Here is an 831-nt window from a genome sequence, read left to right on the forward strand (position 1 = left end):
TATCGGTAGTTAACCCTTCCTCCTACACTCTCCACAATCATGTCCGAGCGTTGCACTTATTATCTGAATTCGCGGTTGATATGGATATTTTAAAACAACGCCTTATGATTCTGATTTTCGGATTATCTAACTTTTTATTCTTTTATTTATTATTAACCTCTATTGATCTAAATATATTCTTAATGACCAAGCTTAATTTCTCAATATTACATTTGCAGATAATTAAGCCTCTGATGATGCTTTTAATTTTTTTATCCATAACTCACTTATTAAATAACACCTCACTTTACCAAGGATTAACCTGGGGGAAACCTAACAAGCAGTCATTTGTTTTTTTCTTGCTCATAATTATTGCTTACACTGCTTCCTACTACCTTACGCCGAAAGAACCCTTCGTTACAGAATTTACTAAAGATTTGTCACATGAAATGGCAGCTGTAAAAATCGCAGCCACAATTATTATTTTCCCTCTACTGGAGGAACTGGTTTTCAGAGGAATTATCCTGAGTTCTTTTTTAAACGCCCTTGGTGAAAAGGCGGGCTATATCATCGGTGGCCTGACTGTTTCTGTTTTGTTTGCAGTTATACACACACAGTATTCATTGCCCACCAAAATCCAAATATTTGCACTTTCATTAATTTTCTGTGGAGCAAGATATCAAAGCAGAGGGCTTCTTTTACCAATTCTACTGCATGCTTTTTGTATCGCAATTGGCCTATATATTGAGTTAAAATAAACCAACTAAAAAAGGTAGTTCGCGAATTCAGATAATAAGTGCAACGCTCGGACATGATTGTGGAGAGTGTAGGAGGAAGGGTTAACTACCGATA

The 831-nt window shown here is 35.9% G+C and carries 1 protein-coding gene; it reads left to right on the forward strand.

Annotated elements, in window-relative coordinates; translation table 11 throughout:
* A partial coding sequence (locus ACSZO1_RS22560; protein ID WP_437616627.1) for a CPBP family intramembrane glutamic endopeptidase occupies positions 1 to 737 on the forward strand: 737 nt, incomplete at its 5' end.
* Positions 738 to 831 lie beyond the last annotated feature (94 nt).

Source organism: Erwinia sp. V71, from assembly GCF_965644245.1.
In the GTDB taxonomy this organism is placed as follows: Bacteria; Pseudomonadota; Gammaproteobacteria; order Enterobacterales; family Enterobacteriaceae; genus Erwinia.